Source organism: Actinokineospora terrae, assembly GCF_900111175.1.
GTDB classification, from domain to species: Bacteria; Actinomycetota; Actinomycetes; order Mycobacteriales; family Pseudonocardiaceae; genus Actinokineospora; species Actinokineospora terrae.
Genome location: NZ_FOGI01000003.1, coordinates 254,615 through 281,085 on the forward strand (window position 1 = coordinate 254,615; position 26,471 = coordinate 281,085).

General features: G+C 70.6%; 25 protein-coding genes. 13 read left to right on the forward strand and 12 right to left on the reverse strand.

Annotated elements, in window-relative coordinates; translation table 11 throughout:
- Positions 1-8: 8 nt before the first annotated feature.
- From BMY07_RS07155 to BMY07_RS07175, 5 genes are all read right to left on the reverse strand, one after another.
- On the reverse strand, positions 9-1,208 hold the full coding sequence (locus BMY07_RS07155) for an ABC transporter permease (protein WP_092775677.1): 1,200 nt from the start codon (positions 1,206-1,208) through the stop codon (positions 9-11).
- The gene (locus BMY07_RS07160; RefSeq protein WP_092775678.1) at positions 1,205-1,891 is read right to left on the reverse strand and encodes an ABC transporter ATP-binding protein; all 687 of its coding nucleotides are present in this window, start codon (positions 1,889-1,891) and stop codon (positions 1,205-1,207) included. The genes BMY07_RS07155 and BMY07_RS07160 overlap by 4 nt, the downstream gene beginning before the upstream one ends.
- Positions 1,888-3,006 (reverse strand): efflux RND transporter periplasmic adaptor subunit, encoded by a 1,119-nt coding sequence (locus tag BMY07_RS07165; protein ID WP_092775679.1) that lies wholly within the window; start codon positions 3,004-3,006, stop codon positions 1,888-1,890. Before BMY07_RS07165 ends, BMY07_RS07160 begins: the two co-directional genes overlap by 4 nt.
- 114 nt (positions 3,007-3,120) lie before the next feature.
- Positions 3,121-3,675, reverse strand: a complete 555-nt coding sequence (locus tag BMY07_RS07170) for a hypothetical protein (protein WP_092775680.1) — start codon at positions 3,673-3,675, stop codon at positions 3,121-3,123.
- A gap of 129 nt (positions 3,676-3,804) precedes the next feature.
- Positions 3,805-4,629 (reverse strand): helix-turn-helix domain-containing protein, encoded by an 825-nt coding sequence (locus BMY07_RS07175; RefSeq protein WP_092775681.1) that lies wholly within the window; start codon positions 4,627-4,629, stop codon positions 3,805-3,807.
- Between the two features lie 158 nt (positions 4,630-4,787).
- On the opposite strand from BMY07_RS07175, the gene BMY07_RS07180 reads away from it, so the two are divergent.
- A complete protein-coding gene (locus BMY07_RS07180) occupies positions 4,788-5,138 on the forward strand; it encodes a hypothetical protein (protein ID WP_092775682.1) in 351 nt (116 codons plus the stop codon).
- Positions 5,139-5,400: 262 nt separating this feature from the next.
- Here the strand turns inward: BMY07_RS07180 and BMY07_RS07185 are convergent, their stop codons facing one another.
- Both BMY07_RS07185 and BMY07_RS07190 read right to left on the reverse strand, forming a co-directional pair.
- Positions 5,401-6,108 carry an SRPBCC family protein gene (locus tag BMY07_RS07185; protein WP_092775683.1) on the reverse strand — a complete coding sequence of 236 codons (708 nt, stop codon included), beginning with the start codon at positions 6,106-6,108 and terminating at the stop codon, positions 5,401-5,403.
- Between the two features lie 22 nt (positions 6,109-6,130).
- Positions 6,131-6,724 (reverse strand): ArsR/SmtB family transcription factor, encoded by a 594-nt coding sequence (locus BMY07_RS07190; RefSeq protein WP_092775684.1) that lies wholly within the window; start codon positions 6,722-6,724, stop codon positions 6,131-6,133.
- Positions 6,725-6,842: 118 nt separating this feature from the next.
- On the opposite strand from BMY07_RS07190, the gene BMY07_RS07195 reads away from it, so the two are divergent.
- Positions 6,843-7,871 carry a TRM11 family SAM-dependent methyltransferase gene (locus tag BMY07_RS07195; protein WP_092775685.1) on the forward strand — a complete coding sequence of 343 codons (1,029 nt, stop codon included), beginning with the start codon at positions 6,843-6,845 and terminating at the stop codon, positions 7,869-7,871.
- 5 nt (positions 7,872-7,876) lie between these two features.
- Here BMY07_RS07195 and BMY07_RS07200 read toward each other — a convergent pair whose 3' ends face one another.
- Positions 7,877-9,160, reverse strand: a complete 1,284-nt coding sequence (locus BMY07_RS07200) for an aminotransferase class V-fold PLP-dependent enzyme (protein WP_092775686.1) — start codon at positions 9,158-9,160, stop codon at positions 7,877-7,879.
- A gap of 116 nt (positions 9,161-9,276) precedes the next feature.
- Between BMY07_RS07200 and BMY07_RS07205 the strand changes: the two genes are divergently transcribed.
- Genes BMY07_RS07205 through BMY07_RS07220 form a run of 4 tightly spaced genes read left to right on the forward strand, consistent with a single transcriptional unit; the run spans position 9,277 to position 11,682 of the window.
- Positions 9,277-9,855 carry an RNA polymerase sigma factor gene (locus tag BMY07_RS07205; RefSeq protein ID WP_177215483.1) on the forward strand — a complete coding sequence of 193 codons (579 nt, stop codon included), beginning with the start codon at positions 9,277-9,279 and terminating at the stop codon, positions 9,853-9,855.
- On the forward strand, positions 9,852-10,607 hold the full coding sequence (locus BMY07_RS07210; protein WP_092775687.1) for a methylated-DNA--[protein]-cysteine S-methyltransferase: 756 nt from the start codon (positions 9,852-9,854) through the stop codon (positions 10,605-10,607). The genes BMY07_RS07205 and BMY07_RS07210 overlap by 4 nt, the downstream gene beginning before the upstream one ends.
- Complete coding sequence (locus BMY07_RS07215) at positions 10,580-11,068, forward strand: hypothetical protein (RefSeq protein WP_245782254.1); 489 nt, start codon at positions 10,580-10,582, stop codon at positions 11,066-11,068. The genes BMY07_RS07210 and BMY07_RS07215 overlap by 28 nt, the downstream gene beginning before the upstream one ends.
- Complete coding sequence (locus BMY07_RS07220) at positions 11,059-11,682, forward strand: alpha-ketoglutarate-dependent dioxygenase AlkB family protein (RefSeq protein ID WP_092775689.1); 624 nt, start codon at positions 11,059-11,061, stop codon at positions 11,680-11,682. Before BMY07_RS07215 ends, BMY07_RS07220 begins: the two co-directional genes overlap by 10 nt.
- A gap of 472 nt (positions 11,683-12,154) precedes the next feature.
- Here the strand turns inward: BMY07_RS07220 and BMY07_RS07225 are convergent, their stop codons facing one another.
- A complete protein-coding gene (locus BMY07_RS07225; protein WP_092776101.1) occupies positions 12,155-13,192 on the reverse strand; it encodes a TetR/AcrR family transcriptional regulator in 1,038 nt (345 codons plus the stop codon).
- A 97-nt stretch (positions 13,193-13,289) separates the two neighbouring features.
- Between BMY07_RS07225 and BMY07_RS07230 the strand changes: the two genes are divergently transcribed.
- The 4 genes from BMY07_RS07230 to BMY07_RS07245 all read left to right on the forward strand — a co-directional run bounded on the left by BMY07_RS07230 (position 13,290) and on the right by BMY07_RS07245 (position 18,299).
- A complete protein-coding gene (locus BMY07_RS07230) occupies positions 13,290-14,453 on the forward strand; it encodes a cytochrome P450 (protein ID WP_245782255.1) in 1,164 nt (387 codons plus the stop codon).
- Between the two features lie 1,547 nt (positions 14,454-16,000).
- A complete protein-coding gene (locus BMY07_RS07235; RefSeq protein WP_143073392.1) occupies positions 16,001-16,546 on the forward strand; it encodes a hypothetical protein in 546 nt (181 codons plus the stop codon).
- 54 nt (positions 16,547-16,600) lie between these two features.
- On the forward strand, positions 16,601-17,689 hold the full coding sequence (locus BMY07_RS07240) for a hypothetical protein (protein ID WP_092775691.1): 1,089 nt from the start codon (positions 16,601-16,603) through the stop codon (positions 17,687-17,689).
- Between the two features lie 262 nt (positions 17,690-17,951).
- Positions 17,952-18,299 (forward strand): hypothetical protein, encoded by a 348-nt coding sequence (locus BMY07_RS07245; protein WP_092775692.1) that lies wholly within the window; start codon positions 17,952-17,954, stop codon positions 18,297-18,299.
- A 64-nt stretch (positions 18,300-18,363) separates the two neighbouring features.
- On the opposite strand, the gene BMY07_RS07250 is transcribed toward BMY07_RS07245, so the two are convergent.
- Both BMY07_RS07250 and BMY07_RS07255 read right to left on the reverse strand, forming a co-directional pair.
- Positions 18,364-18,765, reverse strand: a complete 402-nt coding sequence (locus BMY07_RS07250) for a histone-like nucleoid-structuring protein Lsr2 (protein ID WP_092775693.1) — start codon at positions 18,763-18,765, stop codon at positions 18,364-18,366.
- A 722-nt stretch (positions 18,766-19,487) separates the two neighbouring features.
- Positions 19,488-22,466 carry a glycine--tRNA ligase gene (locus BMY07_RS07255; protein ID WP_218150626.1) on the reverse strand — a complete coding sequence of 993 codons (2,979 nt, stop codon included), beginning with the start codon at positions 22,464-22,466 and terminating at the stop codon, positions 19,488-19,490.
- Positions 22,467-22,834: 368 nt separating this feature from the next.
- Between BMY07_RS07255 and BMY07_RS07260 the strand changes: the two genes are divergently transcribed.
- Together BMY07_RS07260 and BMY07_RS07265 are read left to right on the forward strand one after the other, a co-directional pair.
- The gene (locus BMY07_RS07260) at positions 22,835-23,389 is read left to right on the forward strand and encodes an acyl-CoA thioesterase (RefSeq protein ID WP_092775695.1); all 555 of its coding nucleotides are present in this window, start codon (positions 22,835-22,837) and stop codon (positions 23,387-23,389) included.
- A 5-nt stretch (positions 23,390-23,394) separates the two neighbouring features.
- A complete protein-coding gene (locus tag BMY07_RS07265) occupies positions 23,395-23,841 on the forward strand; it encodes an ester cyclase (protein ID WP_143073393.1) in 447 nt (148 codons plus the stop codon).
- A 224-nt stretch (positions 23,842-24,065) separates the two neighbouring features.
- On the opposite strand, the gene BMY07_RS07270 is transcribed toward BMY07_RS07265, so the two are convergent.
- On the reverse strand, positions 24,066-24,326 hold the full coding sequence (locus BMY07_RS07270) for a hypothetical protein (protein ID WP_092775697.1): 261 nt from the start codon (positions 24,324-24,326) through the stop codon (positions 24,066-24,068).
- A gap of 418 nt (positions 24,327-24,744) precedes the next feature.
- Here BMY07_RS07270 and BMY07_RS07275 point away from each other — a divergent pair, with 418 nt between their 5' ends.
- Positions 24,745-25,944 (forward strand): cytochrome P450, encoded by a 1,200-nt coding sequence (locus tag BMY07_RS07275; RefSeq protein WP_092775698.1) that lies wholly within the window; start codon positions 24,745-24,747, stop codon positions 25,942-25,944.
- Positions 25,945-26,471: the final 527 nt, after the last annotated feature.

Below are 26,471 nucleotides of genomic sequence, written 5' to 3' on the forward strand. Positions count from 1 at the left end.
GGTTTCCCCTATTCGTGTCGCAGAGCTTCGATGGGACGGAGGCGAGCGGCGCGGCTCGCCGGGTAGCTGCCGAAGAAGAGGCCGATCAGCGCGGACACGGCGAACGCGAGCAGCACCGACGACGGCACGATGACCGGGGTGATGCCCGCGATGGTGAACCGCGCGCCGATGAACCCGGCCGCCACACCGAGCAGGCCGCCGAAGAGGCTGAGCATGGTCGCCTCCAGCAGGAACTGCCCGAGGATGGCGCCCCGGCGGGCGCCGACGGCCTTGCGGATGCCGATCTCGCGGATCCGCTCGGTGACGGTGACCAGCATGATGTTGGTGACGCCGATCCCGCCGACCAGCAGCGAGATGGCCGCGACCGAGGCCAGCAGCACGGTGAAGGTGTCGGTGGTCGCGGTGCGGGCGGTGAGCAGCTGCTCCTGGCTGAGCACGCGGTAGTCGGCCGTCGCACCGAAGCCGATCTTGTGGCGGCCGTCCAGGATGGTCGTGACCTGGGCCTGGGCCGCGCTGATGGTGTCGGCGCTGGTGGCCTGCACGACGATCTGGGACAGGCTGCCGTACCCGGTGAGCGCGTTCTGCACGGTGCTCAGCGGCGCCACGGCGGTGTCGTCTGCGTCCTGCAGGCCGCTGGAGCCCTTGGTGGCCAGCACGCCCACGACGGTGAACGGGATGTTGTTGACCAGGACGGCCTGGCCGACCGGGCTGGACGACGGGAACAGCTGCGTGGCCACGGTCGCGCCGATGACCACGACCTTGCGGCCCTGGGCCAGGTCGTCGGCGGTGAACAGCGCGCCCTGGGCCACCGCGCTGTTGGTGGTCGAGAAGTAGGCCGGGTCGGTGCCGATGAACTGGGAGATGCTGTAGCTGACGTCGGCGTGCGCGGCGGTCGCCGAGGTCGAGGCCACCGGGGACGCCGACTTCACCGCGGGCGCCTCGACCGGGTCGGCGAGCGCCTTGGCGTCGGCGGTGGTCAGCGGCTTGGTCGACGAGCCCGCCTGGGCGCGCTGCGGCGAGATCGTGAGCACGTTGGTGCCCAGTCCGGCGATGCTCTGCTGCACCGACTGGGAAGCGCCGTTGCCGACCGCGATCAGCAGGATCACCGAGGCGACGCCGATCATGATGCCGAGCGTGGTCAGCGATGACCGCAGCTTGTTCGCGGTCACCCCGCGCACCGCGAAGGCCAGTACCTCGGTGAACCTCACGCGGGCACCCCCTGCGCGATGTGGCCGTCGACGACCCGGACCACGCGGTGCGCGTGCGCGGCGACGTCGTCCTCGTGGGTGATCAGGACGACGGTGCGGCCGCTGGCGTTGAGCGCGTCGAGGATGCCCATGACGTCCTGGCTGCTGCGGGTGTCGAGGTTGCCGGTCGGCTCGTCGGCCAGCACGATCGCGGGGGCGGTGACCAGCGCGCGGGCGATCGCGACGCGCTGCTGCTGCCCGCCGGAGAGCTCGTTGGGCCGGTGGTGGGCGCGGTCGTCCAGGCCGACCAGCCGCAGCGCCGCCATCGCCCTGGCCCGGCGCTCGGCCCGGCGCACACCCGCGTAGACCAGCGGCAGTTCGACGTTGGCCAGCGCGGAGGTGCGCGGGATCAGGTTGAACGACTGGAACACGAACCCGATCTTGCGGTTGCGCAGGATCCCCAGCTGGGCCTCGCCGAACTCGACGGTGTCGATGCCGTCGAGCAGGTACCGACCGGAGGTGGGCACGTCGAGGCAGCCGAGGATGTTGAGCAAGGTGGACTTACCGGAGCCCGAGGCGCCCATGATGGCGAGGTAGTCCCCACGCGCGACGGTGAGATCGAGGCCTCTTAGCGCGTGTACGGCTGTGTCTCCGGTGCCGTAGGTCTTGCGCAGGTCTCGGACCTCGATGACTGGCGCGGTCACCGGCCTGGCCCGGTTCCACCAGTACCGCCGGGCCTTGCGCCGCCGAAGCCACCTGTGCCACCTAGGCCGCCCGCGTTGCGGTTGTTGTTGTTCTGGGTGCTTGTGGCTACCTGCGGCAGGAGGACCTGCTCGTTCGCGGCAAGCCCAGAGGTGACCTCGACGTAGGTGTCGCCCTTGACGCCGAGTTCAACGGTGCGGCGGGTCTCTTGTCCGTTCACCACGACAGTGACCGAACTGGCGTTGCCCACCGTTTGCACTGCCGCCGAAGGTACGGCCAGCACGTTCGTCGCGCTCGCGACCGTGACGGTGACGCTGGCGGACTGGCCCGGCTTGAGGTTGGCGGGCGGGCTGGTCAGGGCGAGCGTGGTGCCGTACTGGACGACGTTGTTGGCGGTGGTGGGCAACAGGTCGATCGCCGCCACCGCCGCCTGGATGGGCTGGTTGGGCAGCGCGTTGACGGTAACGGTCGCCGTTTGCCCTGCCTTGAGCTTGCTGACGTCGCTCTCGGCCACGTCCGCGTGCAGGGTGAGGTTCTTCAGGTCCGTGATGACGAAGTCACCGGTCGCTGTAGTCCCCGTCGATGACCCACCCGATCCCGACTTACCGCCGACGGTGACGTTGACCGACGTGATGGTGCCGTCTCCCGGCGCGGCCAGCGTCATGTCCGCCAACGCGGCCTTGGCCTTGTCCCGGTTCAGGACGGCCTGGGTGACCTGGTTGTCGAGCTGGTCGGTGTCCTTGCCCTCCGCCTCGGCGGTGTCCCGGCTGTCGACGGCCTGCGCGAGGCTGTTCTGCGCGATCGACAGCTCCAGCTTCGCCTCGGTGGTGTCGAGCGTGCCCAGGGTCTGCCCCTTGGTCACCACATCCCCCACCTTGACACTCACCGTCGCCACCGTCCCGGACGCCCCGAACGACGCCGTCCCGGTATACCCAGCCTCAACGGTCCCCGACGCGGTCACCGTCTCCGTCACATCCCGCGCCGCAACCTCAGCCGTCCGCGCCGTAGCAGCCGCCGCCTGCTCGGTCCCGGAGTCGAAGAACAGGAAGTACCCGCCGACCCCCACACCGACCAACACCACGACCAACAGCCCATTGACGAGCCACCCACGTCTCATGGCCGGTTATCCTCGACACCAACCCTGTGCCCCACCTGCGCGAAAGCCGGCAGTTCCCTGTGAACACCGATCGGCCCCCCACGCGAACGTGAGGGGCTGGGGCCTGAGGGCAGGTCAGGCCAACATCAGCTTCGTCACCAACGGGGTCAGCGCCGCCACGGCCGCGACCACCAGGACGAACACGAGCCACGGCCGACGCGCGCGGAACTCCGGGGGACGGTGCAGCTCACCGCGCGCCCGACCGCTGTCCAGCGCCTCTTGCAACTGCGCACCGACACCACTACCGACATCCGCGTACCGGCGGGACAACCTGGCCAACCACCACACCCGGTCAAACTCCCAGCGCAGCGACTCCCCATCCCCCGTGGCCACCAGAAAAGCGTTGCCCCGCACATCAATCCTGGTGATCTCCGACCACCGGAGCGCCCGCACCCGCACCGCCCACACCACCGTGAGCCCGCCCTCGCCCCACAACAACCGCGGCCGCAACCCCGACCGCCAGATCACCTCACACGCCCCAGCAGCAACTACAACGGCGATCGGGATCGCGGGCAACCCGGCTCCCCACTCGAGCACCAGGTAGCTGGGTACCAACGCGGACAACACACACAGGACCGCCAGGGCGAACCAGTTGATCGGTCGACTGCCGCTGCGGAACTCAGCAGGCATCCACGCCTCCCCGCGACGTCGTGACATAGAACCCCGCCAGGTTCAAGATCTACGCTACCGTGCCGTCGAGCCTAACTAGGCACTCCTACCCCCGCGCATTTAAGAGGTACCCGTACAGCCTCGGCGCTCTTATCGGCAGCCGGCCATCTGGTAGCGGTAGGCGGTGGTGGCGAGGAAGGTGTTGGTTTCGTGCGGGGATAGGGAGAGGGTGCGGATGGATTCGGCGTCTTTGCGGTAGGGGGAGACGTCGGTGGGGTTGTGTAGCCAGAGGGTGGAGAATCTTGTTTCCACGAAGGCGACTGGGCCTATTGGGGTTGAGTCGACGATGGTGAAGGGGCCCTCTAGGCCTGGGTGCCAGCCTTGGCCGGAGGGGGTTATCCGTAGCTCTATGTGTGGGCGGCGGGAGAGGGCCAAGAGGTGTTGGAGTTGTTCGGCGGCCGCGGTGGTGCCGCCGATGTGTTGGTGTAGGGCGGGCATTCCGATCAGGGCGGTCAGGCGGGTGGGGTTGGGGCCCGTGATGACCTGTTGACGTCGTAGTGCGTGTTGGACCTCGGCTTCGGTGCGGTGCGTGGACCTAAGAACCGCAGGTGTCTGCAAGAGTTCGGGCAAGACCAAGGGCGAGACTTGCAGAATGCTGGTCGCGTCGCGTTCGTACTCCACATAGGCCTCTGCCTGTTGGCGGCGTTCGGCGTCGGTGGTAGCGAGCCACTGCGGATCACCCACCCGGTAGGCGAGGGTCATCAGTTCGTCGTGGCGCGCGCCGTCGACACCGAAGGCGGTCAGCATGCGGGACACCAGTTCCGGCTTGGGGATCCGGATGCCGTTCTCGTAGCGGGACAGGCTGGGGACGTCGCGGTTGAGCGACAGCGCGGCCTCGCGCAGCGACAGGTCGGCCGCTTCCCGGCTGCGGCGCAGCACGCGTCCCAACGCGACCGCTTTCGGTGTCCTCGGCATGGCTCTCCCCTTTGTCGACGGGCCGGAGACGACGAAGAGTGACCGGCCGGGTGAAAGAATCGCTTGATGCACGTACGGCAAACGCGTCGCAGGACTCGGCTCGGTGGCGCGAGACTCGGGGCATTCGGTTTTCGATTGTAGATCACACGGAGTTGGTGATGACCGGTACCCGCGAGCCCATCTCGGCCGAGGACGCGCTGCGTCGGTTCCCCGAACTCGGCGCGTTGGTCGCCCTGCGCGAGCGGCAGTGGCGATTCCACCTGTTGACCGAGGACGACAAGTTGGTCGCGGTCGCCGCGACGCACACCGAGGAGCGCTACACCGACGCGGTGTTCGTCTTCGACCGGCACCACGTGCTGGCGAACCGCCTCGTCGAGGACGGGGTGGTGTGGATGAAGGACGGGTCGGACCTGGTGGAAGTGGTCAGCGACCTGCTGGCCCTGCCCGCACCGGGTGAACCGGGGGCGCCGAACCTGGTCATCCGGCCGACCTCGCTGTGGATCCCGTGAGCGGGGGCGAGGTGTGGCAGATGGTCCTAGGACTCATCGTGCCGGTGCTGCTGGTCTACGCGGCGCTGGTGTGGTGGGGCTGTTCCCGCGATCGGTGGAGGTGACGGATTGTAAGCACACATTTCGCCAGGCCGACCGCCGGTCTTGAGTCCGGTTCCGCGAATGTGCGCGGAAGACGGAGAAACGCCCCGGGGCGGTCCCGGGGCGTTTCTGCGGCAATTGGTCCTAGGCCGCCGGGCATTTCCGGCAGGCACGCGCTGGATCAGGCGAACACCGAGTTCAGCCAGTTCTGCCACGCGGCGGTGGTCTTGTCGGCCTCAGCAGGGGCGTCGAACAGGTGGTGCGCCAACGACACCGGCGCGCCCCAGACCTCGCGGCAGTAGAAGCGGTAGAGGGCGTCACCGGACCGGAGGCCGACGAACTGGCCCTCCAGGTAGTCGACCTCCGCGTCGACAGGATCGATACCGGGCACCTCCAGCCGTACGCGCTGACCGACGCCGGTAACCCCCAACGCGCGGCGCAGCACGTCAACCGAACCTTGCGCGGTAGACGCCTCAGGACCGTCAGCGGCAACGTAGGTCGCGGCCTGTCCCGGGAAGTACTTCACGTACTGGCCGAGGGAGTGCAGGTAGAAGTCCGTGTGCTTGCCCGCGCCGTCGTACTGGGTGTCCCAGTCGTCGGTGAAGATGCCACTGTGGACGTACCGCAGGACGGTAGTGCCACCGTCGCGCGCCTCGATGATGTGCTCCAGCGCGTTGAACCAGCCGTCCGGCCCCTCGGTGCGGACCGACACCTCGTGCGGTGGGTTCCACGCGGTGACCCGGCTGCCGGATTCGTCGACCGTCCCGTCGGGGTTCGGGTACGGGATCGGGAACAGCCACGAGCCGTTGTTCTCCGTGATGGCGTTGAACGCCTGCTCCGGGGTGGCCTCGACGACGATCTCGCGGCGGATCTCGAACTGCCTCGACATGGTGTGCTCCTTCACGGATGGGTCAGTGGTCTTGCGGGGACTTGAGACTGGGGTGCAGCGCGACGATGAGCCGGTGCTTGCGGCCGCCCGGCGCGTCCTCGCTGTGGTACTTGCGGACCAGGTCTGCCACGGCCTCCTGCAGCTCACCGGCGAAGGCGGCCCGGTCGGCCGCGGTGGCGAAGGTGATCTCGGCGTCGCTGGCGTAGGTCGCCAGCCGCTGCTTGGCCGCGGTGGCGCCGACGATGAGCTGGCCGAGTTCGCGCACCAGGCGGGCGGCGAGGGCGAGCAGCCACCGCGCGGAGAGCTGGTCGGGGAACTTCGACGGATCAGGGGCGACCGCGGAGAGCGCAGCGGGCGAGATGACGTAAGAGGCAGCGGTAGCGCGAAGAACCCGCTCGGTGCAGTTCCCCTTGCGCCGCTCCTCCACCAGTTCGACCAGACCGTGCTTCTCGAGCGCGCGGAGGTGGTAGTTGACCTTCTGGCGCGGCAGCCCGACGGTCGCGGCCAGCGAACTGGCCGAACCGGGCTCCGCGAGCGCGGCCAGCAGGGCCGACCGCACCGGGTCCAGCGTGACCTCGGCGGCCGCCGGGTCCTCGATCACCGCTACCTCGAACATGGGCCTACCCTCTCACCGACAATTTTTCTTGTCAAGGACGACCCGAGTTGTCGGTGTGCGAGGGCCGTACCCTGCTCTGACCTGGCCATCCGCCGAGAACCTTGAGGAACGGGAGCCCATGCCCACCTACGCGCTGCTCGTGCGGCCCGCGCTGAACCGCGTCTACGCCGACTCCTCGGTGGACCTGATGGCCGCTGAGCTCGCCGTGTTCGGCGACCGGGCGTTGGGCGGGCGGATCGGCGGGATCGAGCCGGTGCGGATCGGTGGAGTGCCCTACCTGGCGTTCGAGGCCGACAGCCTTGACGAGCGCGATGTGCGCTACCTGGCCAACCTGTCGTCGGCCTACGCGCTGTTCGAACGGCAGGGTGATCTCCTGGCGCCGGTAGAGCTGACGCCGCTGGACAAGTTCGACGACGACCTGGTCACCATCCAGAAGTACTCAGGTAAGACCAACGAGCACTTCACCAAGCTGATGCTGAACCTGGCGGTGACGTCATCGGAGTTCGCCGGGGAGATGCTCGACCGCAGGCTCCGCGTGCTCGACCCGCTGTGCGGCCGGGGCACCACGCTCAACCAGGCCCTGATGTACGGCTACGACACGGCCGGGATCGACCTGGACGCCAAGGACTTCGACGCCTACTCGGCGTTCCTGCAGACCTGGCTCAAGCGCAAGCGGATCAAGCACACCGCCGACGTCACCCGCGTCCGCCGCGACGGCAAGGTCGTCGCCCGCCGCCTCACAGCGTCCGTCGGTATCGACAAGGAGAGCTACAAGGCTGGTGACGCCCTCAGCCTCGACTACGTCAACGCGGACACCACCGAGGCGCCCCGGTTCCACCGCGCGGCCACCTTCGACATCATCGTCGCCGACGCCCCCTACGGCGTGCAGCACGGCAGCCGAGCAGGCGGTGGCCTCCACCGAGGCCCGTTGGAACTGATGCGGGCGGCACTACCCGGCTGGGCCCGGCTCTTGCGCCCAGGGGGAACGATTGCCCTGTCCTGGAACACGAACGTCGCCCCACGCACCGCACTCGTCGACGCACTCGCGGAGGCAGAACTGACGCCGCTCGACGAAGGCGCCTACCTCGGTTTCTCCCACCGAGTCGACCAGGCGATCGTGCGCGACGTGGTGGTAGCGCGGAAGTAGATCCCTTATGGACGCAGCGCGCGGATAAGGGCGTCCACGTCGTCGTCGGATGTGACGATGCTCGGCCCAACCCGCACGTGCCGCTCGTTGTACGGGGTCACGGTCGCCGACACGCCCTTGGCCGCGAGCGCCGCCACCACCGCCTGCGGCGGCGTGTCCGCCACGTCGAAGCAGATGATCCCGGCGGACAGCTCGGGCGCCGCGGGGGTGACCACCGTGATCGCCGGGATCTCCCTGAGCGCGGCCTGGACCCGGTCGACCTGGGCCCTGGTGCGCGCCAGGACCCGGTCCCTGCCGATGGCCAGGTGGAACCGGAACGCCTCGGCCAGTGCCCAGCGGTACTCGAACGAGTGGTAGCCGCCGGGGGTGACCACCTCGGCGGTGGTCGGGCCCGCCGGGGTGCCGTTGAGCCACTCGTCGAACGCCGGGCCGCTGAACGACGGCAGCACCGGCGCGACCGCCTCCCAGGCGCCCTGGCGCCCCCAGATGATGCCCGTTCCCCGCGGTCCGAACAGCCACTTGTGCGTCCCGGAGATCAGGAAGTCGCAGCCGAGGTCGGCCGGGGTGGCCGCCTCGACACCGAGCGCGTGCACCGCGTCGACGCACAGCAGGGCGTGTTGTCGGGGCGGCAACGCGGCGTTGTGCGTGGCGATGGCGTCCGCGATGGCGCGAACAGGCAGCTTCACCCCCGTCACCGAGTGCACCCACGTGATGGCGACGACCCTGGTCTCGGGCGTCAGCGCGGCGCGGAGCCGGGTGACGATCTCCTCGGCAGAGGCAGTCGCGGCGGTGTCATAGAGGCGTACGCGACGAACCTCGGCGCCGCGGAGTTTGAGCGCGTGGTGCGTGGAGTAGAAGTCGTGCTCCGTCGTAAGAACGTGCTGTCCAGGTGAGAGGCGAATCCCCGCATAGAGCAGGCCAAGCCCCATGGTTGTGCTGTCAGTGAAGGCGATGTCCTCAGCACGACCGCCGAGGTAATCAGCCGCAGCCGCGCGCACGGCGTCTTCAGCGGCGCCTGCTTGAGCGTCAAGGTAAGCGTGTGTGTCGCGGTCCAACCCCGCGCGATGCCGGTCAATCGCGTCACTCACCGGCCGCGGGGGTGCGGCGAGCACGTAGGCGGAGAACTGTCGAACGTCGCGCGTCAGCGGAAACTGCTCGCGGACCGAACCCCAGTCAGCCGGGTTGAACGGCGTCGCAGTGGCCGATACCTCGGCGGTGCAGGCCGCGGCACCCGCCACGACCGCGAGTCCGGAGCCCGCGGCGAGGAACCGGCGACGGGTCAGGTCCATGGGCACTCCTCAGGGCAGGCGTGCCCCAGTGTCGCAGGCCACGGCCCTGGAACGCAGGTACGCTCGAAGGCGAACGGATGTGCAACGCCGGAAGGCCCCTCGGTGTTTACCTGAGTATGGATGACCTGCCCGAGAGCGACGCCGACAACGACGCGGTCATGCTCGCGGCCATCGTCGAGGACATCGACGCGGGGTTCGCGGGCATGGTCCGCGCCTACCAGCGGGTGGTCTACTCGGTGGCACTGCGGGTCGGTGCGGGCGCGGACGCCGACGACCTGGCCGCGGAGTGCTTCCTGCGCGCCTACCGCGCGCTGCTGGGCTACGACCGCTCGCGCATCCTCGCGCTGCGGCCGCGGTCGTGGCTGTTGACGATCCTGCTCAACACCTGGCGCAACACGGTGCGCGGCGCGAGCAGGCGCCCGGCGGTGGCGATGGCGGACGTGCCGGAACGGCCCGCGCCCGGCCCGACCGTCGAGGACGTGGTGACCGGGAGCGAGACCAGGGGCGAGCTGGGTGCCCTGGTGTCGGCGCTGCCGGAGAACCAGCGGCTGGCCGTGGTGCTGCGGCACGTGGTCGAGCTGCCGGTGGCCGAGATCGCCGCCGTCATGCGGATCCCCGAGGGGACCGTGAAGTCACACGTCTCCCGCGGCCTGGCCCGGCTGCGGGAGCAGTACGCGAAGGAGGTGGTCCGATGACCGGCGAGGACAGCCACGACCCGCTCGCGCTGCGGCTGGGCGGCTTGGCGGTGGCACCACCACGCGACCTGACCGGTTCGGTGTACGGGGACTGGACCAGGGTCGACGGCCCGGTCGGCGAGCTGCTGGTCGCCTTCACCGAGGTCGGCGTGAGCTACATCCGCACCGCGGCCTCGGTCGGGGACGACGACGACACCTTCCGTGAACGCTTCCACGCCCTGTTCCAGCGCCCGCTGCGGCGCGCCAGCGACGTGCCCGCGGGACTGCGGCAGGCGTTGCGCGGTCACGGCGCCGCGGGGGTGGCGGTCGACCTGCGGGTGCTGACCCCGTTCGAGCGGGACGTGCTGACCGCGACGCGGGAGATCCCGACCGGCCAGACCCGCCCGTACGCCTGGGTGGCGCACGCGATCGGGCGGCCCAAGGCGGTCCGCGCGGTCGGCACGGCGCTGGGCAACAACCCGGTGCCGCTGCTGATCCCGTGCCACCGGGTGACCCGCTCGGACGGCAGCCTCGGCCAGTACGTCTTCGGCGCCGAGGTCAAGGAGCGGCTGCTGCGCGCGGAAGAGACCAATGTGGACGAACTGCTGGACCTCGCCAGGTCCCGCGTCGCCTACGTGGGCTCCGGTGGCGTGTACTGCTACCCGACCTGCACCAGGGCCCGGACGGCCGCGGACCCGCGCGGTTTGCGCACCCTGGCCGCCGCGCGCGCCGCGGGACTGCGGCCGTGCGAACTCTGCACCCCGGCAGGGTGATGGAACTGGACACGGTGTTGGCCCTGGCGCGGCGGCGCGGGGGTGGGCTGGTGAACGTGGGGCACGGGCGGGACCCGAGGTCGACGGCCGCGGCGGAGGCGTTCGTCGCGGCCTGGCCGGGGACGGTGTGCGCGGTCGTGTCGTGGCCACCGGAGGCGGCGTCCTGGCTGCGGCAGGCCTGCCGGTTCGCGGGCGGGAGCCCGGACCTGTGGGTGATCGCGGACGACGCGGCGTCCTGGGCGGGCATGGGTCGGCGGTTGGTGGCCCAGCCGCAGTGGCGGCCGGGTCGGACGATCGCCTTCTCCGGCTTGGCCGACCCGGCCCTGCCGGGACTGGTCGGTGACATCGACGGGCTGTCCGGCGCGGGGTCGGACGGGTCGAGCTGGTCGTTCTTCGACGGCGGCCTTCGCTGGTCGGGCATCCACAGTGGAGTGAGCACAGTGGAGGGCCGGTGGAGCTGATCCCGCGCCCCCGGCTCGACCTCGCGCCGGGGGCGGTGCACCTGCCGGACTGGCTCGACCTCGACGCCCAGCGCAGGCTCCTGGCCGCGTGCCGGGAGTGGGCGCCGGGGATGCGGCAGCAGCGGCTGCCCAACGGCGGGGTCATGTCGGTGCGGATGGTGTGCCTGGGCTGGCACTGGGCGCCGTACCGCTACACCAGGACCCTCGACGACGGCTCGACCGTGCTGCCGTTCCCGGCGTGGCTCGGCGACCTGGGCAGGCGGGCGGTCGCGGCGGCCGGGTTCACCGGGGACTACCGGCCGGACATCGCCCTGGTGAACTTCTACGACGCCGAGGCGCGGATGGGGCTGCACCAGGACAAGGACGAGCGGTCCCTGGACCCGGTGGTGTCGTTCAGCCTCGGCGACACCGGGGTGTTCCGGTTCGGCAACACCGAGAACCGGGGTCGCCCGTGGACCGATGTCGATCTCCGCTCCGGCGACCTGGTGGTGTTCGGCGGCGGGTCCCGGCTGGCCTACCACGGGGTCACCAGGATCAAGCCGGGCACCGCCGACCCCGACCTGGGGCTGAGCGGGCGGCTGAACGTCACCCTGCGAGTGTCCGGGTTGGACTAGTCCGTCCAGCGGCGAAGGTCACCCACACAGCCGCACTGCGTGACGCGCTCCGTACCGAACGGGACAGCACACTCCACCGATGAGCATTCCTCGGTTTCGCATCAAACCGCTGGTAGACGAGATTCCCCCGATCAGGGGGCGGGAACGTTTCGCTAATGCACTCTTTCGGGTGTCACTCCACAGTGCGGACTTGCTCGCCCCGGAACCGTCCGAACCGTACAAAGAACGGTGTCGGGGTTGTCCGCCCCGACCGGTTCGATCAGAGGAGGTTTCACATGCTCGGTCAACTGCTCGGCCCCTTGCTCGGCGTGGTCACCGGCATCCTCAACACCGTGATCAGCACCGTCACCAGTCTCCTCGGAGGCCTACTCGGCTAGCGCCCGAGCGCCGTCCCGGACGGGTGGCCGCCCTCGGTGAAGTCGGCCGCCTCGGCCTCGGCTAGCGCCCGAGCGCCGTCCCGGACCCCGCGGGGTCACCCGATGGGCGGGGTCCGGGACACCCCCGCTCGACTGCCCGCCACGGCGTGGCAGGCTCCCGCTCCCTCGGCCCTGGCGACGATCCGGCCGCCGCGCACCCGCAGCGCCACCTCGGTCGCGTCGCTCACCGCCGTGATCCCCACCCGCTCGGCGAGCGTGTCATCGCGGATCACTGATAGCGGCAACTCCCCCCGGAAGGACTGTCGCAAGCCGACGACGGTCTCGGCGAGCACTAGACGGGTCAAGGGGTGCAGTTCGGCGGGTTGGCTTGTCACCACCACGAGAGTCACCCGATGCCCTTGCCGCAACGCTTCCTCGACAGCCATCAGCCGGTGCGTGCCTACGACCGCGACGACGCCGTCTACCTGCACCGGTTCACCGCTGACGAGGTCACGCGCGGTTGTCTCCGGCCATGGCTCGTCCACGGGGTGCGCGGGGACGGGGTTGTGCGGAGAGGACCACCAGTCGTTCAGTTCCAGCCGCGTCAACTGCTCGCACGCGCTGATCACGTCGAAGGGCTCTACCAGGCCCGGTGTGACCCGGGCGAGGGCTGTAGTCCCGTGCAACGTTGTCAGGATTGCCTGAGCCTGCCGCACTCGTCGGGCCGGTGGCGCTCCGTCTGGGGACGACACGGGCTCTAGGCGTTCCATCGCCAGTCCGAGCAAGAGGGCGCTGAGTTGTCGCAGCCGCGTGTAGGGCAACGCGAGATCGTCGACCACCTCGGGCGCCAGGTATGTGCTGAGACCTGGTTCTTCCAGCCGCGCGACCCAAGCGTGCGCGAACGCTCCTACCGCTTCCCACAGCGTCTGCGCTGACGGATCGCGTGGCGTCGATTTCTCCGCCTGGGCCGCGAGCACCTCTAGATAGAGGGCCCGCTTGCCGGAGAAGTTAGAGTAGACGGCACCCCTAGTCAGGTCGGCGCGCGCAGCGATGTCGTCGACCTTGGCGTCGCGGTAGCCCCGGGCGAGGAACTCCTCGCGCGCGGCGCCCAGGATCCGCGTCCGGTTGGCCTCCTGGATCTCCGCCCGGCTCATCCTCGCACCCTTCACGCGCACATCATCGCCGTTGCCGTGACAGCTCGTTCAGATGATGACATCATCTGGTCAGAACATCTACCCGTGGAGGTCGCTCGTGCCCGTCGTTCCCGAGGTCCCGGTCACCGATCCGGCCGTGCTCGCCGACCCGTTCAGCGCGTACGCCCAGGCCAGGGCGGTGTCGCCGGTGGCGAGGCTGACCGGGGCGGGCATGCCGCCGATGTGGGCGGTCACCCGGCACGAACCCGCGCGGGAGGTGCTGAACAACCCGCGGTTCGTGCTCAGCGAGGCCAGCTTCATGCGGCCGCCGGGGATTCCCGAGCACTGCAGGCGGTACATGCACACCATGGCGGAGATGGACGGGCCGGAGCACGCGCGCGTCCGCGGGGCGGCCGCGCCCGCGTTCACCGCACGCCGGACGGCCGTCATGCGCCCGCGGATCGAGGCCGCCGTCGACCGGTTGCTCGACTCGCTGGACGCGTCCCCGGACCTGCTGCGCGACTTCGCCGGGCCGCTGCCGATGGTGGTGATCTGCGAGCTGCTCGGCATCCCGGAGGCAGACCGACCGGACTGGCTGGAGTACGGGCGGGCGGTCGCGGCGGGCTACGGACCCGGGTTCCTCGCCGCGATCCCCGGGATCATGGCCAGCGCGGAGGCGGCGGTGGCGGCCAAGCGGGCGCGGCGGGGGGCCGACATCCTGTCGCAACTGCTCGACAGCGAACTGACCGAGACCGAACTGGTGACCCTCGTCTGGCACCTCGCCCTGGCCGGGCAGACCCCCACCAACCTGATCGCCAACGGCGTCGCGGCGTTGTTCGCACATCCGGCACAACTCGACCTCCTGCGCGCGGACCCGACCCTCGCGTCTACAGCGGTAGAGGAACTGATGCGTTGGTGCGGCCCACAACTGCTCACCACCCCCCGCTTCGCCACCGAGGACATCACCGTGGGCGACGCGACCATCCCCCAGGGCGCCGCCATGACCGTCGCCATCTGCTCCGCCAACCGCGACCCCGCCGCCTTCCCGGACCCCGACACCCTCGACATCACCCGCCCCCTGGGTGCCCCCACCCACCTCGGCTTCTCCCACGGCCCCCACTTCTGCCTCGGCGCCCCGCTCGCCCGCCTGCAAACCGAGATCGCCCTCACCGCCCTCCTGGCCCGCTTCCCCGCCCTTCGGCCCGCCACCGACCACTTCACCCGAACCCCAGACCCCGGCACCTGGCGCTTGGCCGAACTACCGGTACACCTAGCCGGATGACCGCACAACCACCCCCCAATCGAGCGATTCCCCTTGCCTGACCACCTTTTCGCCCAGGCCACGTTTGTCCACAAGCAGTCCTTTGTCCATAGATCCGCCCGATTTCCCCCGGCCCCCATTGCCACCCCGATAGACTGGCGTCGGGGCAGCCCCCCGGAGAGGGTGGGGGCCGGGGTGGGCGGGGAGGGCCTCCGGAATCGCGCCCGGGCTGGCGGGCCGCGGCTGGGCCGGCTCATCGCCGCCCGAGTTGGGTGTGGGCGCGGCGCAGTGACTGGAATGCCGTTGCGCCAGCGATCGGGGGCGAGGTTGACGGCGCGGTCGGGCTGGTGGAACGCACAGGCCTGGCCGGGCGGGTGCACACGGGCCCGGCCAGGCGCGGCGGCGCGGTCAAGCCGACTGATGTGGGCGATCGTGCAGGAGACGGCCAGGGGTGGCCGGTATCGGTAGAACGCGGCGGTGGGGATGGTGGGCTCGTTCAGGCTGGGGGAAGCATCCTGGCCAACTGGATGCGGTGGACCGACATGGCGCATGGTCATGCGGCAGGCAGGACGCAGCCGGGCTTGGCGAGCAGGCAGGCAGGTCGCGAATGGGGCCGGTTGGACCGGAATGCGAAGGCGCCAAAGGAAATGATCGTATCGCGGGTGAGGCTGGCCGCACACGGCAGACCAAAGGGAACGGCTGCGCCAGCGGGCATGTGTGGGCGTAACTGGGCTGGCTAAGCGCGCCAGACAGGCCGGCGGGAGCCTGCTGAGCTTGGCAAGGCTCCCGTTGGCCAGATTCATGGGACATGGCCGGGCAGGCAGGACGAAACCAAGCCTGACTGAACATGGCGATGCTGGCAGAACGGCGATCGTGCCAATGGCCGTGGTCAGATCGGCAGGACGCAGCGGGATGGCAGGTTCGATCGGGCCAGCAGGCTAGCGGAACGCAGTGGAGGGCCGGCTGAACGCTGCAACGGGCGCGAGCAGGCTGACGGGACATATCCGGGGCTGACAGGGCACGGGGCGGCGGAAGGTGCGGCGCCTTGAGCGGATGCCCCTCCGAGCTCAAACAGACAGGAACGAGCGCGGCACGGGCTAGCGGAACAACAGGCAGCACGAGCTGCGCCGGCTTGAGCGGACGACCTCCAGGCTCAGACAGACAGGAACAAGCGCCACCGTCAAGCCGATCGGGCACAGGTAGACGAACGAACGCGGTGGGCGCGGAAAGAGTCCAGGCGAGTAGGCGCTGCGAGGAGGTGGCTACCTGGGCGGCTGCCTCCAGAGTTCAGGCAGAAAGGAACAAGCGCCGTCGAGCTAGTCGGGTGTGGGTGGACGGATGGGCGCGGTGGGGGTGGTTAGGCGGACGAGGCGAGTAGGCGGCGCTGGCAGTTGAGTGTGGGCGCGGGGTGGGCAACGGGGGGTGGTGGAACGCAGCGGAAGGTGGCTGGAGGCCCGACGGGCGCGGGCAGGGAGAGCGGACGCGGGTGGGGTCGGCGAGACAGCGGAAGTGCCGACGCGGGAGGTGAGTTTCGGCTGGAGGGAGGGGAAGAGTGCTACAAAAGAGGAGTGCGCAGGGGGATTGTGATCGCGGGCGTGGTTGTCGTGGGGTTGGGGCTGGCGGGGGATGCGGCGGTCCGGGAGCGGGTGGCGTTGGCCGACTTCGGGCCCGCGGCGATGGCGCGTGCTGAGGCGTGGTTCGTGGCGGGGCCCACGTACAACCAGGACGCGTGCTTCAGCGTGGGGGGCGGGTACAGCGGCACCGACTGGGCGGGGGTGCTCGGGGGGTGTCATCGGCCTTCGTATCGGGCTGACTGTTCGGGGTTCGTGTCGATGGCGTGGGGGTTGTCGGTGAGTTACGCGACGCCGCGGGGTGGGGGTGGGCGGGATTTGGGGGATGTGACCCGGGTGGTGGAGCGGGGGGCGTTGGTGATGGGGGACGCGTTGGTGCGCGACGGGGAGCACGTGCGGTTGTTCGAGCGGTGGGTCGACCGGGAGCGGGGCCGCTACCTCGCCTACGACTTCGGGTCCACGCCGGTCAAGCACCGCGTCTACGTCTGGGGTGGACCGGGCGAGCTCGACTACACGCCGGTGCGCTACCTCGGCGTCGCGTGAGCGGGAATCCGCCGATCGGCCCGGCGCGCGGCTGATCGGCGATAGCGTCGCGCCGTGCTCGACGACGAGGTCGCGGCGTTCGTGGCGGCCAGGCGCGCGCGGGTGCCCGCGGTGGTGGCCGAGGTCGAGGCGTGGCGGCGCGCGGAGCGGGCGTTGACCAGGGCGGGCGCCGGGGCCGACGTGCTGGCCGGGGTGTCCGCGGTGATCAGCGACCTGCGCCGGGTGGTGGCCAGGCTGGACCGGGCGGCGATCGCGGTCGCCGTCGGGGGCAAGCGGGGCACCGGCAAGTCGACGCTGGCACGGTCCATCGCGGGCCTGAACCCCGCCGCCCTGCCCGCCGCGCCCGGGACGCGGCTGGTCCTGCGCGCGGGTCCCCGCCGCCGGGCGACCCTGCTCCCCCGCACCTTCGCCGAACTGCGCACGTCCCACCTGCGGCCGAGGCACCTGCTGCTCGGTCTCCCCGAGCCGCCCACCTCCGCCGCCGACCTGCGCGCCTGGCGCTACCCCGAGCCGGGCGACCAGGGCTACCTCGCCTGCGCCCACCCCAGCCTGCTGGCCGACCTGCGGGCCATCCAGGCGTCCTCTGTGGATCTGCTGGACCGGCGGGGCCGCCCGCTGCGGTTCGACGACCCCCTCGACGCCGCAGCGGCTGCGGCCAGGGCACCGCACGCGGTCCGCGAGGTGCTGGTCGAGCGGGAGCGGGTGCCGATCTCGCTGCACGACCTCCCCGGCACCGGCGCGGTCACCATCAGCACCGATCTGCACGTCGTCGCGGGCCTCGATATAGATGTCGTACTCCAGGTGGTTCGCGGCCATTGGTGTGACGCCGACGCGCGGGCCACGGCGGTGCTGGGAGAAGCGGGCGCGCCGGTTCTGGTCGTTCTCAATGGCGGTGAGAGCGTGCCGCGCGGTGTCGATCCGCTCACCGCGTTGCGGGCCGATGTCCGGGACCGGGAAGCGGTGGCCGCCGAGGTCGTCGCGCCGTTGCTGCGCGACCTGGCGAACCGGATACCGGCCGCGGACGCCGAATTGCTCGCCGAGGTCCGCGCCGGGGCCGAACCGCTGCGCGTGGAGATGGCCGAACACGCGGACCTGGCCGAATGCGGTTTCCCGCCGAGCGCCGCCACCGGCCGACCGGGGTAGGCCGAGTGGCCGACCCGATTCCCCCCGTGGATCTTGGTGGTGGATAACCCACCGGCCGCGGGCGCACCGGCGGAACGTGAATAACCGGGGAACACCGGTGGGCGCCGACCGGGCTTAGCGGCGGGTGCCGGGAAACCACCGCGCCGCGGCGCACCGACCGGCGGAATTCCGGAGCGGTAAGCGGACTCGGGTCGGCGGTGCCCGCCCTGCCGGGAACGTCGTACGGTGGGTGGAACGAACACAGGCTTAAGGAGGGGTTCGGATGCCCGAACCGGTGTTGGTATCCATCGCGGCCGCCCTGGCTGCCAAGTCGGCGGGAGCGCTCTACGAACTGGTGCGAACCCGGTTCGCCCGGCGCGCGGAAGGCCAGGCAGCGCTCACCGCGGCGGCTGGGGCGGCACCGGAGTCCGCCGAAGTGGCCGTGCTCGCCGCGGAACTGGAACAGCTCGAGCGGGCCGATCCGGAGTTCGCCGAGGAACTGCGCGCCAACTGGGCGGTCGAATCGGCCGGGTTGCGCGCCGAGCACGGTGGCGTGATCAACCAGATCACCGGCACGGTGAGCGGCAAGGTGCTGCAGGCCCGCGACATCGACGGCGGGGTCAGCTTCTAACCGCGCTGGAGCACAGCGGGACCGCGGCGGGTCGTCCCCGCCGCGGTCCGTCCCGGTGGCTGGTTCAGCCGGAGAACGCGGCCTTCTTGGCCTTGCCGCCGTTGCCCTTGGCCTTCACCGTGTGCGCCTCCTCGAAGGCCTCCACGACGGCGCTGGGGATGCGGCCGCGCTCGGAGATGTCGTGGCCGTTCTGCCGCGCCCAGTCCCGGATCGCCTTGGTCTGCTCCTTGGACCTGGTGTCGCCTGCGGGCTTGGTCGACGGCGCCGAGTGGCGCTTGACCCGACCACCGGTGCGCCGGGCGGCGGCGACGAACTCGGCCAGCTGCTCGCGCAGGCGGGTCGCGTTGGCCTCATTCAGGTCGATCTCGTAGTTCGCCCCGTCCAGGCTGAATTCGACCGGGCGGATGTCCTCGCCAGCCGAGCCGTCGAGGTCGTCGTAAAGCTGGACGATGGTCTTCTGAGCCATAGGGCACCTCACTGCACACGGGGTGTCACGGGAATTGAAAAAGCTCCCCACTTGCGGTGAACAGTACCCGCTGCGCAACGGTGTTTCAAATAGGTGTCGCTCGGCTAATGTCCCGCGTGTCGGCCCGCGGCGGGACCGCGCATCGGCGAAAGGTGGGTGCCTCGGCACATATCCGCCGGTGGACACCCGATTTCACGTCGAGTCGGGCAGCCGGGCGCGGTGGACCATTCCGCCGGTCGGGGGCCCGGGGGCGGCGGCGCGGCGGACGGCATACGAAAGCCGCTCCGGGCAATCCGGGCGGCGGCGGGCGGTCGGGATTAGCCGACCACCTCGACTCACCCGCCCCAGGCGATTCCACCGGGGACGCCGCGCGCGGCTACCGGGGGTGGTGGTCGAATGCCGCTCGACGGACGCCGACGGGTCTCGTGACCACGCAATTCGGCCACCGGACGGCCACTCACGGTGTCCGTAAACCCTCCGGGTGGAGGGTGGGGGTATCAGAACTGCGGCCGAGGGGGATCGGAACGGCGGTCTCCCGCCGAAAAGCGACACGGGCGCGGTGCCTGGTTCGACATTCACCGATCGCCGCCGGTACCCCGAATGCCCCATCACGCACAATGCGGCCGAGTGGGTTGCTCAGTAAGACCGACTCCGGCCGTGGCCCGGATAGCGAAAACCCGGCCCAGGCGAACCTGGACCGGGTCGTCGTGCCGCGGTGCGGCCTAGGCCTCCAGCGAGGTGCCCAGCGCCTGCCAGTCGAGCACCGGCGCGGCCCAGTCCCTGATCGAGGCGAGCAGGCCGAGCCTGGCCGCGCGCAGGGCGGGTTCCGGCGCCATGACGAGCACGGCGTCGAAGAAGGTGTTCACCGGCTCGGTCAGCGGCGACGCGGCGACCACGAAGCCCGCCAGCCCGGTGCCACCGGCGGCGTGGGCCTTGGCGAACACCTGGTGCAGTTCCAGCTCGGCCGGTTCCACCAGCGCGGCCGGGTCGTAGCCCGCCCCGGTGTCGGCAGGCACGATCCGGCGCACCCGCTGCAGCGCGGCGACCAGACCGGCGAACCCGGGGTCGGTGGTGAGACCGGCCAGTTCGGCGACGGCGGCGTCGGCGGTCGCGGGGGCGTCGGCGAGCGGGAGCACCGCGCCGACCTGCTCGTGCGGGGTACCCGCGTCCAGCAGCACCTGCTCGTAGCGGCGCTTGACGAACTCGGCGACCTCGGCGAGCACCGCGTCGTCGACCCCGATGCCCTGCGCGCGCACCTGGTCGGCCGCAGTGGACAGTCCGAACGGGACGGTCAGGCCGCTCAACCGCGGGAAAGCGCGCAGGATCGCCACGACACCGGCCCCGGCCCGGCGGAGGCCGAACGGGTCGGAGCTGCCGGTCGGCTTGGCGCCCACGGCGAACAGCCCGGCCAGCAGGTCGAACCGGTCGGCGAGGGCGAGCAGCGCGCCGGGCACGGTGGTGGGCACCGCGCCGCCGCCGGAGCGGGGCAGTTCCATGTCGTAGAGGGCCTGGGCGACCGACTCCGGCTGCCCGGCGCGCCGCGCGTACTCCCTGGCCATCGTGCCCGCGAGGCTGGTCAGCTCGATGACCATCTGCGACCCGAGGTCGAACTTGGCCAGGCCCGCGGCAGCGCGCAGCACCGCGTCGTCCTCTTCGGACAGACCGGCGGCCGCGCCGAGGGCGAGCGCGACCGAGGCGATCCGGTCGGCGCGCTGGGCGACCGAGCCGAGCCGCTCCTCGAAGGCCAGCTTGGCGATGCCCTCCTTCATCCGCTCCGGCGGCGTGCGCAGGTCGGCGCGCCAGAAGAAGCTGGCGTCCTCGTACCGCGCGCGCAGCACGGCCTCGTTGCCCGCGCGGACCTTGTCGTGGTCGCACGCGCCGTTGGCCACCGCGACGAAGTGCGGCAGCAGGGCACCGTCGGCGTCGCGCACCGGCAGGTACCGCTGGTGCTTGCGCATGACGGTGGTGAGGATCTCGGCGGGCAGTTCGAGGTAGCGGGCGTCGAACGAGCCGAGGACGGCGTTGGGCTCCTCGACCAGGTTGGTGATCTCGTCGACCAGCGCCGACTCGCCGTCGACCACGCCGCCGACGGTGGCGGCCAGCTCGGCGGCGGAGGACACCACCAGATCCCGGCGCCTGCGCTGGTCGGCGACGATGCCGTGCCCGGCCAGGAAGTCCAGGTAGCCCTCGGCGGAGGCGACCTCGACGACCGGGTCGGCCGCGGTGCGGTGCACGCGGGTCGTGTGCCCGGCGGTGAGCGCGGAGACCGCGACCGGCACCGGTGTCGTGCCCAGCAGCGCGAGCAGCCAGCGGACCGGCCTGGTGAACGACAGCTTCGGGTCGCTCCACCGCATGTTCTTGTCCGCGCGCAGTTCGGCGACGACCGCGCCGAGGACGCCGCTGAGCACCTCGACCGCGCCCTTGCCGATGTCGGTGCGGGTGATGCCCACGTACTCGACGCCGTCGACATCGATGCGGCGCAGTTCCGCCGGGTCGACGCCCTGGCCCCTGGCGAACCCGGCGGCGGCCTTGGTCGGGTTGCCGTCCGCGTCGTACGCGGCGGCGGCCTTCGGCCCGCGCACGGTCCGCTCGGCGTCCGGCTCGACCGGCTCGACGGCGTCGACCACGGCGATGACCCGGCGGGGGGTGGCGTAGGTGGTGATGGCGCCGTGGCCGAGCCGGGTGGCGGCGAGCTTCTCGGTCAGCGCGCGCTCGACGGCGGCCGCGGTGCGGGTCACCTCGTGCGGGGGCAGTTCCTCGGTGCCGATCTCGAACAGCAGCGGGTGCGCGCCCTCGACGGCGGGGAACTCGGTGGGCGCGGCGGCCTGCGGCAGCGCGGGCACCAGGCCCAGCGGGTGGTCCAGTTCGGACCGGCGCTCCGACCACAGCCCGGCGACCTCGCGGGCGAGGCCGCGCATCCTGGCGAACGCCTTGGCCCGCTCGGTGGTGCTGACCGCGCCGCGCGCGTCGAGGACGTTGAAGGTGTGCGAGCACTTGAGCACGTGGATGTGCGCGGGCACCGGCAGCCGGGCGTCGAGCAGCCTGCGCGCCTCGGCGGCGTAGTCCTCGAAGAGCCTGCGCTGGGTGTCGACGTCGGCGTCGTCGAGGTAGAAGCGGCTCATCTCGTACTCGGCCTGGCCGAACGCCTCGCCGTAGGAGATGCCCGGCGCGTAGGCGATGTCCTTGAAGTGCGCGACGCCCTGCAGCGCCATCATGATCCGCTCGACGCCGTAGGTGATCTCCACCGACACCGGGTCCAGGGTCTGGCCACCGGCCTGCTGGAAGTAGGTGAACTGGGTGATCTCCAGCCCGTCGAGCCACACCTCCCAGCCGAGGCCCCAGGCGCCGAGCGCGGGCGAGGCCCAGTTGTCCTCGACGAAGCGGACGTCGTGCGCGGCGACATCGATGCCGAGCGCCTGGAGGCTGCCGAGGTAGAGCTCCTGCGGGTTGCCCGGGTCGGGCTTGAGGATCACCTGGAACTGGGTGTGGGTCTGCAGCCGGTTCGGGTTCTCGCCGTAGCGCGCGTCGTCGGGGCGGACGCTGGGCTCGACGTAGGCGACCCGCCACGGCTCGGGGCCGAGCACGCGCAGCACCGTGGCCGGGTTCAGGGTGCCCGCGCCGACCTCGGTGTTGAACGGCTGCACCACCATGGCGCCGCGCTCGGTCCAATACCTGGTCAACGCCAGCAACGCGTCCTGCATGGTCAGCACGGCGAAACCTCACTAACGGGCTGGTGGGGGGTGCCCGCGAAGTCTAGAGGGGTGCCTCCGGGTCATCCCCGCGCACGCGTCGGTGGCGGTGGGGTCACCCACAGGTTGGAGCACCGCGCCGGGCACCGCGCCGCGACATTCGCACCACCATCACCGGATCGAGCTAGTGGTATCCGACATTTTGGGCCTACTTCGATCACAGCCAGTCAACTTTGTCGCCCGACACAGGGAGATATGCGGTGATCATGAGAAATTGGCCGGGGTCACCCAAGTGATCGTTTAGACTGGCCACGCCTCCCCCCGCCGCGGGCGTTTCCGCATTCGACGTGACCGAATACCCCTTTGGAGAACCACTTCCGATGACCCCTGTCGACACACCAACACGGGCACCGCTGACCGACGCGCAGCCGCTGCCGACCGGGCGGCCGATGGGCCACTCCCGGTGCGAGCTGTCCCGGGTGATCTGGCCAGGCGACGAGAACATGTTCGGCTCCGGGAAGGGCAAGCTGATCCTCGAACTGGCCGACGAGGTCGGCTGGGCGGCCGCGGTGCGCCACAGCGACGGCCACGCGGTCACCGCCTCGGTCAACGACATGACCTTCTTCACCCCCTTCTGGGCGGGCGACATCGTCACCGCCGTCGCGCACGTGGAGAGCACCGGCCGCACCTCGATGGAGGTCGGCGTGCAGGTCAGCGCCCGGCGCTGGCAGGGCCGCGACGAGCTCGAGGTGATCGCCGAGGCGCACCTGGTGTTCGTCGCGGTCGACGCGGACGGCGCGCCGCGCCCGGTCCGCCCGGTGCACCCGGAGACCGACGCCGAGTACGCCAAGCACCGCGCCGCGGCCATCCGCCGCGAGCACCGCAGAGCCCTCTCCGCAGCACTGGCCGAGGTCGCGCTCCCCGCACAGCGGTGACCGGCGTGCTCGCCCTCGGCCCACCCGCGATCGGTGGCGCCGTCGACCAGGTCGACATGGCCGTCGCGTTCGTCCGGGAAACGGTGAACGAGGGTGATTACACCGTTCTCGCCGAGTTCGCCCACCCCGATATCCGCGATCTCTCCGACGTCCGGGTATTCGACGACGGGATATCCGGCCTGCGCCATTCGGTGATGGCCGCGCGGCGGCTGATGCCCGATATCCACGCCCGCATTCTCAGCGCCAGGCGCACCGGGGCCGACACGGTCGAGACCCGGCTGGAGCTGTCCGGCACCTACCTGGGGTCGAACCTGGCACCGAGCCAGCGGCACGGCCGCTCGGCGACCTGGTGCCAGCACCACCTGTGGTCCTTCCGCGGCTCACTGGCCCGCGCGCACCTGGGCTGGGTCGACCACCGGGGGCTGCGCGCCGCGCTCGGCGACCCGTACTGACCGTCCCCCGCACCCGCTGGCGTGGTCCCCCGGTCGGCGCCCACCGACCGGGGGACCGAGCGGTCGCTTGCCCCGCCCGCGACGCGGCGCCCACCGCGTCCAGTCCCTGCTGTCCCGTTCCATCCTCGCCCCTCCTCGGGTGACCGGCCAGGGCCACCCGGCCCGGGGCCTTCAGGTCTTTCGCTGGGTAGAGGTCATTTCCCGTGCCGGGTGGTGCGTCCGACCTAGCCCGCGAGCCGGTTGTGCGCCGCGGTGCGCGACTGCGGCCGCGACCAGGCCAGGCGCGGCGGGTGCGGCCAGTCCACGGTCAGCTCCTGCTCCTGCTCCACCTCGATCGCGAGGGCGTGGTCGGCCATCCTGGCGTCGTGTTCCGCGCCGACTCGTTCCTCGAGCAGCATGCGGTCGACCAGTGCCGAGGCCCGACGCAGACGCCAGGTGAGAGCGGCGATGACCGCGAGTCCACCGAAGATCCACAGCAGTGTCATGGCGATGTCGATTCTTCTCCGATTGCCAAGCCCGGGTGCCGATGGTGAGCGCGGAGGTCCTGGCGCTCGTTGGTCCGCACGGGGGCTCTGTTGCCCGTTCCATCGCACCGACCCATAACATCAGTTACACGTCGTGACTTATGACAACCGACTCGCAACCAAGTATCACTCGTACGGCGTACACGTTGAGCCGTAAAGTAACGCCGTGACCTCGGCTGACGACTCTCCGAGAGGCCTCGCGACCGAGTGATCTTGTACCGAACGCCACCGGCTAGATCACCCACGGTGATGGCCTTGGGAAACTCCGGAGCGTGACCGGCTTCGTCACTAGGGGTCCACCTAGGGGTTGACGGTGCCTGTGGGGAACAGCACGATCGGAGCCGTCGAGCGACCAGGCCTGTCTGGGACGGATCCCGCGATGACCGCAACTTTCGACCTCAACGACCCGGCACTGGCCGCCGACCGCTTCGGCTACTACCGGCGGCTGCGCGAGACCGACCCGGTGCACCGCTCGCCGTTCGGCTACTGGGTCCTCACCCGCTACGACGACGTCGACGCCCTGCTGCGCGCGCCGTCCGCGTCGAGCAACTTCCCGGCCGACCCGGGCTGGGCGATGGTGCGCGGCGGGCCGACCTGCCCGGTGGTGAAGAGCACCAGCAAGTGGATGCTGATGCAGGACGGCCAGGCGCACCGCAGGATGCGCAGGCTCATCGCGCGCGTGTTCACCCCGCGCAACATCGACCGGATGCGGCCGCGGATCCAGCAGGTCGTCGACCGGCTCATCGACGAGATGGGCGACGGACCGGTCGACCTGATCGCCGGGCTGGCGCTGCCGATGCCGATCCTGGTGGTCGGTGAGCTGCTGGGCATCCCGCCGCAGGACCGGGCCAGGTGCCGGGACTGGACGGACAAGGTCGGCTACGTCATCGACCCGGGCGTCACCCCGCAGCGGCGGATCGCGATGAACAAGGCCGAGCCCGAGTTCCGCGCCTACCTGCTGGAGCTGATGGACTCCCGCCGCGACGCCGACCCCGAGCACGACCTGCTCTCGGTGCTGATGCAGGCCGACGCCGACGGCGAGAAGCTGACCGACGAGGAGATCGTCGCCAACATCCTGCTGATCTTCAACGCGGGCCACGAGACCACGGTCAACCTGATCGCCAACGGCATGCTCGCCCTGCTCCAACAACCCGAGGCGCTGGCCGCCCTGCGCGCCGACCCCGGCCTGATGGGCACCGCGGTCGAGGAACTGTCCCGCTTCGACCCCCCGGTCCAACTCGCCGCCCGCATCATGACCGAGGACACTCCCATCGGCGACAAGCTCATCCCCGCTGGCGACACCGTCCTCGTCCTCTTCGACGCCGCGGGCCGCGACCCCGCCCGCTACCCCGACCCGGACCGCCTCGACCTGTCCCGCACGGACCCGAAGTCCCTGGCCTTCAGCTCCGGCAACCACTACTGCCTCGGCGCGGTACTGGGCAAACTCGAGGCCAGCACGGTGTTCACGGAACTACTGGCCCGCTACTCCCACATCGACCTGGCCACCGACGACCTGCACTGGCACTCCCACTTCAACCTCCGCGGCCTCACCGAACTCCCCCTCCACCTCAGCCGCTAGCACTTCCTCGCCAGGCACCCGTCTTCCCGCCACGGCACATCCCCGACGCCGCGTCGCTTTATGAGCGGTCTCCTCTGCCACCGAGCCGTTGACACCCTTCACGCACGCCCTGTCGGCCCCCGCTCCCCTTCTCCAGGCTCACCGCCAGGCGTCCACTCCCCCTGTGCGCGCCCGCCCTTGCGCCTTCGCAGACACCCTTACCGCAAGCCTTCCCCTAACCCCAGCCTTAGCCCGGCGATGCCCCGCCAACCTTCCTGCGGACTTCCGCCCTTTCTCGGCAACCCCTCGCCTCTCTTCAGGCGCTCACCACCTTTCCGGTCGCCCTATCCCCATCAGCGCCATTACGGCTCCCCAGCCCCATTCGGCCGCCGCAAAGCCCCGAACACCCGCAGCCTCTTACCCCACACCCACTGCTTCGCGCGCGCGTCCGGGCGCAGCCCCCACCCACTCCGGGGGCGTCCCCGAGGCCAGTCTATCGGGGCTGGGTTGCGGTCAACGGGAGTTGTGGGGATCTGTGGACAACTGGG

Coding starts and splice junctions, on each gene's coding strand:
- BMY07_RS07165 (WP_092775679.1), bottom strand. CDS start 3,006: ATGAGACGTGGGTGGCTCGTCAATGGGCTGTTGGTCGTGGTGTTGGTC.
- BMY07_RS07170 (WP_092775680.1), bottom strand. CDS start 3,675: ATGCCTGCTGAGTTCCGCAGCGGCAGTCGACCGATCAACTGGTTCGCC.
- BMY07_RS07175 (WP_092775681.1), bottom strand. CDS start 4,629: ATGCCGAGGACACCGAAAGCGGTCGCGTTGGGACGCGTGCTGCGCCGC.
- BMY07_RS07180 (WP_092775682.1), top strand. CDS start 4,788: ATGACCGGTACCCGCGAGCCCATCTCGGCCGAGGACGCGCTGCGTCGG.
- BMY07_RS07185 (WP_092775683.1), bottom strand. CDS start 6,108: ATGTCGAGGCAGTTCGAGATCCGCCGCGAGATCGTCGTCGAGGCCACC.
- BMY07_RS07190 (WP_092775684.1), bottom strand. CDS start 6,724: ATGTTCGAGGTAGCGGTGATCGAGGACCCGGCGGCCGCCGAGGTCACG.
- BMY07_RS07195 (WP_092775685.1), top strand. CDS start 6,843: ATGCCCACCTACGCGCTGCTCGTGCGGCCCGCGCTGAACCGCGTCTAC.
- BMY07_RS07200 (WP_092775686.1), bottom strand. CDS start 9,160: ATGGACCTGACCCGTCGCCGGTTCCTCGCCGCGGGCTCCGGACTCGCG.
- BMY07_RS07205 (WP_177215483.1), top strand. CDS start 9,277: ATGGATGACCTGCCCGAGAGCGACGCCGACAACGACGCGGTCATGCTC.
- BMY07_RS07210 (WP_092775687.1), top strand. CDS start 9,852: ATGACCGGCGAGGACAGCCACGACCCGCTCGCGCTGCGGCTGGGCGGC.
- BMY07_RS07225 (WP_092776101.1), bottom strand. CDS start 13,192: ATGAGCCGGGCGGAGATCCAGGAGGCCAACCGGACGCGGATCCTGGGC.
- BMY07_RS07245 (WP_092775692.1), top strand. CDS start 17,952: ATGCCCGAACCGGTGTTGGTATCCATCGCGGCCGCCCTGGCTGCCAAG.
- BMY07_RS07250 (WP_092775693.1), bottom strand. CDS start 18,765: ATGGCTCAGAAGACCATCGTCCAGCTTTACGACGACCTCGACGGCTCG.
- BMY07_RS07255 (WP_218150626.1), bottom strand. CDS start 22,466: ATGCAGGACGCGTTGCTGGCGTTGACCAGGTATTGGACCGAGCGCGGC.
- BMY07_RS07260 (WP_092775695.1), top strand. CDS start 22,835: ATGACCCCTGTCGACACACCAACACGGGCACCGCTGACCGACGCGCAG.
- BMY07_RS07270 (WP_092775697.1), bottom strand. CDS start 24,326: ATGACACTGCTGTGGATCTTCGGTGGACTCGCGGTCATCGCCGCTCTC.
- BMY07_RS07275 (WP_092775698.1), top strand. CDS start 24,745: ATGACCGCAACTTTCGACCTCAACGACCCGGCACTGGCCGCCGACCGC.